The sequence below is a fragment of the Bacteroidota bacterium genome (genome assembly GCA_018831055.1).
In the GTDB taxonomy this organism is placed as follows: Bacteria; Bacteroidota; Bacteroidia; order Bacteroidales; family B18-G4; genus M55B132.
This window is the reverse complement of record JAHJRE010000175.1, coordinates 1-4,431: the sequence shown is the minus strand read 5'-3', so window position 1 is coordinate 4,431 and position 4,431 is coordinate 1. Positions and strand designations below refer to the sequence as shown.

Annotated in this window: 5 protein-coding genes; 2 read left to right on the top strand and 3 right to left on the bottom strand. The window is 42.4% G+C overall.

Features of this window, described 5'->3' with window-relative positions; genetic code table 11:
• On the bottom strand, positions 1–380 hold a 380-nt coding region (locus tag KKA81_11340), incomplete at its 3' end, for a hypothetical protein (protein MBU2651520.1).
• 170 nt (positions 381–550) lie between these two features.
• Here KKA81_11340 and KKA81_11335 point away from each other — a divergent pair.
• A complete protein-coding gene (locus tag KKA81_11335) occupies positions 551–2,314 on the top strand; it encodes an AMP-binding protein (GenBank protein ID MBU2651519.1) in 1,764 nt (587 codons plus the stop codon).
• On the opposite strand, the gene KKA81_11330 is transcribed toward KKA81_11335, so the two are convergent.
• Entirely contained in the window at positions 2,283–3,935 is a 1,653-nt protein-coding gene (locus KKA81_11330; GenBank protein MBU2651518.1) for a radical SAM protein, read from the bottom strand. The two genes, KKA81_11335 and KKA81_11330, sit on opposite strands and share 32 nt — an antisense overlap.
• Positions 3,936–4,008: 73 nt before the next feature.
• Between KKA81_11330 and KKA81_11325 the strand changes: the two genes are divergently transcribed.
• Positions 4,009–4,245 (top strand): acyl carrier protein, encoded by a 237-nt coding sequence (locus KKA81_11325; GenBank protein ID MBU2651517.1) that lies wholly within the window; start codon positions 4,009–4,011, stop codon positions 4,243–4,245.
• A gap of 1 nt (position 4,246) precedes the next feature.
• On the opposite strand, the gene KKA81_11320 is transcribed toward KKA81_11325, so the two are convergent.
• Positions 4,247–4,431: acyl carrier protein (locus KKA81_11320; protein MBU2651516.1), on the bottom strand; the 185-nt coding region annotated here is incomplete at its 5' end.

Here is a 4,431-nt window from a genome sequence, read left to right as displayed (position 1 = left end):
TAACCAAATCCTATCTTACGCCCGAATCGTTGCTGGAATCGTAAGCCGAACCCGCCGTATGAAGGCCCGATTCCCGTTGCCAGGCTCCAGTAATCGTGCTTGTTCTTCATGAAATAAGGATCCAGGAGGTCTTTTTTTAAACCCTCAGCCTCAAACACTTCCTGAGTGATCCTTTCAATATCCGCAAAGGGGATCTCAAGCGTCCTGTTATCCCTCGACCGTATCTTTACATATTCACCATCAACCTTTTCCTGGATCACGCCCCTAACTTCTTTTCCTGATTTCAGGATAATTACATCCTGGAATAATTGCTGCGCCATGGATTCGCTAACAATTAAAACCAAAACAGTCGCTAAAATCAGACCCAGGAATAACTTCATTGCAAAATGTTAAAGGAATGTGTAAATATAGTAAAAATCGCAGATCGCAGATCGAAGATCGAAGATAGAGATCTGCGATCTGACATCTGCGATCTGCGATCTTACATCTTCGATCTTCGATCTTTAATCTTTTCCCTATCTTTGCGCCGCTTCCGACCAATAATTGAAAAATGGCGCAAGAAGACAAATTGTTTAACCGGCTTGATACAAGCCATATTCAAAACATCTGGGAAATCCTCGAAAACAATGTCAGGCATTTTCCTGATAATATAATCGGGTTTGTGAAGGATGATGGGGCGGTTCATGAATTGTCGTACCGCAATTTACGCGATGCTGCATTAAAATTACTAGGCGGTCTGAAAAAGAAAGGCATACGCTCCGGTGATAAGCTGATCCTTGCTTTAAACAGGAATGAAGAAACATTACCGCTTCTCTGGGCCTGTTTTGCAGGAAACATCATTCCCACCATCCTGCAGCCTCCGGTTTCTTTTTCGGAAATGAATCCCGCCCTGGAAAAGATCATTAATGTATATAAAAAGCTGGATGAACCATTTATTGTTGTTTCTGATGAAACGGCGGATAAATGGGAACTCCGAAGCGTGCCAAAATCAAAAATCATTAAAGAGGGTTCCGTTGAAAGAATTCCCTCCGGCATACAAACAGGTCCTTTTATTAAGACCGGACTGGCCTTTATTCAGTTTTCATCAGGAAGCACGGGCGATCCTAAAGGAATTATGCTCAGCCATAAAAACCTCCTAAAAAATATTGACGCAATCTCGATCAGGTTTGATCACATTCCTGCAGACGTTATGGTTAACTGGATGCCGTTGTACCACGATATGGGTCTTATCGGATTTCATTTCACAATAATGATCCAGGCTTGTAATCAATACCATATCGATCCCGTGGATTTTATCAAAAATCCTTTTCTATGGCTTGATATGTTAAGCCAAAAGAAAGGCACTGTTACAGGATGTCCTAACTTCGGACAAGCCCTTGTTATTCGTCATTTGAAAAGAAAACAACCGGACCAGTGGGATCTGTCACCTGTCAAAGTTGTTTTTAACGGGGCAGAACCCATTTCCACAGGGATAATGAATGAGTTCATGAATAAACTCGCCCCTTATGGGTTCCGAAAAAAAGCTATGATGCCGGTTTACGGCCTTGCCGAAGCAACACTGGCTGTTTCCTTTTCGCCTTTAAATGATGAGCCGCTCATTACCTCTTTCGACCGTTTTCAGTTACAAAACCTATATCATGCTGAAAAAGTTAGAGAAAATGAAAAAAATGCCATTGAACTGGTTAGTGTAGGCAATGCTATCAATCATTGTGAATATATTATTGCTGATGAGAGTAATAAACCTGTAAGTGAAGCAAAGGTCGGGCATGTTCTGATAAGGGGCGAAAATGTAACCTCCGGTTATTACAACGATCCTGAATCAACTGCGGGCATTTTTGCTGGCCCATGGCTCAAAACAGGAGATATGGGCTTTATTTTTAAAGGGAACCTATACATCACCGGCAGATATAAAGATATCATCTTCGCTGGCGGAAAAAACCTATATGCCCATGATCTGGAAGCCATTGCCTGCCGGATGGATGATATTCCCTATGGCAAGATCGTGATTGGCGGAACCTTTGATGAAAAAAAAGGCCAGGACCAGATCATCGTCTTCCTGGTCGGTACAGCCAATTCAAATACAGCGCGTATATTTATCCGGCTGAAACAACTTATGCAGGAAACCCTGGCTCTCACGTTAAATGTCTTCGTTCCTGTAAAATCGAATGAAATACCAAAGACCAGCAGCGGGAAAATCCAGCGATATAAACTTATTGAACGCTATCTGAAAGGGGAATTCGATGAGGCTATTCAAAAAACCCGGGAATTGATCAAGGAGAATGTCAAAGTGCAGGATGATCAAAACCAACACTAAGACCGGAGATAAAATCCAAAGGGATTTCCATATCCTTCCCATTCATCAGTACTGTCATCTCATTCAATATCGCCTGTGATACTACCAATGGCTTATGTTCTACAATGGCTATGGTTAATTGCCGTCTCAAACCAAATAGTTTCCTGCGCACTTCAAGATTAAATCTCTCTTTGTTGTACCAGGTCCTTTCCTGGCTATAATGATAAGGCACATGAATGGTTCTTTTAAATAATTCGTATCCCGCGGTCCTGGCCTGATCACTATTCATGGTATAATGCTTCCAGTGGTCATAAACACCACTCAGTGCCCATTTATCCTGAAACTCTTTCTTCACCAGATCGCTAAAGGGTGAAATATACAAAGGGAAAATCTGATAACTCGAGGAAGCATACCCGATTTCCATGTTGTTCATAAAATTAGCCGTATTTTGTATAGTTTCCATGTTTTCTCCGGGATATCCGGCTATAAAGGTCATCATCGCAGTAATCCCATTTTGATCAAGCAGTTCAATCCCTTTTTGAACCTCTTGCGGTTTCTGCTTTTTGTTCATTCTTTCAAGCTGGCCTGTATCTCCCGATTCAACTCCAATAATGGCCATCATCAGCCCTGATTGACGAATCAGTTCTATATTCGATTCATTTACGGATGAAGCCCTCAGAAAACCAATCCACCTTGGAATCCCTGATTTTATTATCGTTTCAACCACTTCACGCAGCCTCTTAGGGTTCATGAAAACATTATCGTCGGTAGCGTGCAAAATTGCAGGCCTGTCTCCCAGCTTTTTACGAATCATATTCAGTTCGCGCAGAAGGCTTTCTCCAGAACGAAGGTATATGTCAGGATAGATATGATAAAAATCACAGAAACGGCATCGGAAAGGGCAACCTATGGAAGTCCGGAACGGGATTTGACCCGGCATATCTTCTATATAATCCCAATGTGTAATATCCGATTCGAAATCTGCATTTTCATGCTTTCTTTCGGTGAACGTGTATCCATTTTTTCCAGGAAATGCCAGGTTCGGAATTTGCGAATAATCCGCCGCCCTTCCTTTTTTCAACTCATCCAATACCATCAGGAGGGATTCCCTTCCATGAGGTGCAGCAATAAAAACATCCGCTTCAATATCTTCGGTGCCTTTCTGAAAAAGCAATGTTTCTGCAAAATCTGATTTGGCTATTTCAGGAAAAATCTGGTAAAAGCGGTAACTCTTCCATACATAAACCCCTCCCACAATGATGAACGTTTGAGGCATTACCTCCCGGATATTCCTGATAACCTGCCTTAATGAGCCTGATTTGAGGATCATGGTAGTAGACAGGCAAATGGCAACAGGATCCTCATCGGCAATTTTTTCAAGGGAAGCTTTATCAAACTTCCCTGATAATACTGTATTGTAGCCCTCCTTCCGGAGAAGGCCGCTCAGGTAATACCCGGCAGCAGGTATAGAAGCATGTGCCTGCGGTAAAGGCGGAAGTATTTCCGTGTTAAAATCATGCTGCCCCAGTTCATTCAGGTTAGCGAGCGTGAGTTCATGACCGCGGGGCAGGTGGATGGTAAGATCCAGATGATATTGCTCCAGGTCTGTCATGGGAGCGATAATACCTATTGTTTGCTGCATATTTAATCATTGAATAAGGATGTGAAATTTAGTAAATTTATTTTTACATTTGCCGCACACAAGGACTACCACCATGAAAGTAGAAGATTTTATCGCAAAACTGGAAGAAGAATTCGACGACCTTGAACCGGGTGTACTTAAGCCAGAAAGTAATTTCCGTGAGCATTTCGAATGGAACTCCATTAATGCACTCATCCTGATTGCTTTGGTGAAAACTGAATACGATGTAGCCATTAACGCAGAAGATATTCGCGCTTCTAAGACCATTAATGATCTTTTCAGGATCATTCAAAGCAGAGTGGCGGTATAATTTACCCCTTCCGGGCTTCCTGAATCAATTCCAAAGCTTTTTCACCGGCCTGGGCCACGGTCATCCTGTCGAAAAACAGGTAAGGAGGAAAATCTGTACCGAATGTTTCCAGGAAATCATTTCTTAACTGGACTGCCTTCAGCGAGTTTAACCCATACGCCGTGATAGGCCGTGTTGGATTGATCT